Below are 1,672 nucleotides of genomic sequence, written 5' to 3'. Positions count from 1 at the left end.
AGGGGCAAATGCCGAAAAGATTTGTATTGTGGCGATTGATGCCGCCAAGTTTGTGAACGCCGCGATGATCTGCAATGTATACGGGGATATCCTCGTCAAACCGTTTGAATTCAATGCCGCCTCTGCCGGTTTTGAAAAACTGGTGAAGGAAATTGAACAGGCTAGAGAAGGATATGGATTTGAAGAAGTGGTCGTGGGCATCGAGACGACCGGGCATTATTACGAAGATCTGGTCCGTCTCTGTGAACAGGAGAAATTCATTGTCCGGATTATTAACGCTGCCACGACAGCGAAAGAACGAGAGACCGTGCTGAATTACACGAAGACCGACAATGTGGATTTGATGGCAATCACTCAATCCCTCCTACATGGACGCGGTCAGACAAGCCAGGAGGCCCTTCCGTTGTTGGAACAACTCAAAACCCTATCACGGGCGCACCGGACATTGATTGATGCCCGTTCGCGAACGGTTAACCATATCCGGCTCTATATGGATCATATCTTCCGGGAGTTTCAGGGAGTTGTGGAAACAGTGGAGGGAGAACAGGTCACCTTAAAGATTTTCTGGACTTTCGACTCCAAGTCATCGCTTTACTTGATGCGTCACTATCCACATCCTTCGGATATCTTGGAATTAGGGGAAGAGGGATTGCGCCGGCTTTCGATTGAACAGAACTTAAAGTTGCGTGACCAATCCATTGAGCGCCTGATCCGATTCGCTCGTCAATCGGTCTCCAAATCCAAAGCTGATCTGCAGGCAGAGCTTCTCCTGTTGCGATTGAAGCTCGATGAGCTGGAAATGGAGACAGCACAAGTGACGCGGGTAAAAGCAGAGATGGAACGGGTGCTTCTCCAAACAGACGGAGGAATCCTGTTGAGCATCCCAGGCGTCGGAGTGACCACGGCTTGTGAACTGACAGCTGAAATTGGAGATCTCTCCTTGTTCAACCGACCCGAACAGCTCATCAAGATGGCCGGCACCAACCCGATCATCCGCCAGTCAGGCGGTAAGAAAGCGACCACCCATCATATTTCCAAACAAGGACGGGCTGATTTTCGAGCGGCTGTGTACCGGGCCGGCAAAGCCATGAAGGGCCAGAATCCGGCTATGCAGAAAAAGGCGGAAGAAATGAAAGCGAAGGGCAAAAAGATGGGTCAAATCTATATCGCCCTAGGTAATCGCTTACTGCGCCTTGCATTCGCCATGATGAAAAAGAAACAGGTCTATCAACCTGAGTCTGGGGGCAAAAGCCTACAATCCGTGATTGCCAGTAAGCTGCGGAACAAAGAAAAACAAGCCTTGTTCTTCAATCGTTATGTCCTGACCTAATGGCCTTTAGATAAGCAAACCGATCGCTTTGCCAAGAAACAACGGCATTTTTCCGGAACGCCAGATCACATTGATCAACGCCCCTGAGGCATTATGACCTCGTGACACAGCGTAATGGGTCTTGTTCCACAAATACGGATAAAACGTAAATGTACTCAGATTGCATTAAGTAGGCTGTATCCCTGTGGAAACAAACAACAAGGCTTTGTGCGTTGCGGAGAAATGCCTTCATTACTGTTCTGTGATTGTCGATTTCAATTTTATTCCAGTTGATCTTTGGTTTTGTGTTGTCAAAATTCCTTATAGTTAGCGCTTGACTTATTTCACATTAAACGCTGTGTC

1 protein-coding gene is annotated in these 1,672 nt (G+C 48.1%); it reads left to right on the top strand.

The window, feature by feature from the left end; translation table 11 throughout:
* Positions 1 to 1,330: IS110 family RNA-guided transposase (locus QMF37_RS18150; protein ID WP_283479137.1), on the top strand; the 1,330-nt coding region annotated here is incomplete at its 5' end.
* Positions 1,331 to 1,672 lie beyond the last annotated feature (342 nt).

Origin of the sequence: Planococcus sp. S3-L1 (genome assembly GCF_030063085.1) — a bacterium.
Taxonomy (GTDB): domain Bacteria; phylum Bacillota; class Bacilli; order Bacillales_A; family Planococcaceae; genus Planococcus; species Planococcus kocurii.
This window is presented reverse-complemented; position numbering and strand designations above follow the sequence as displayed.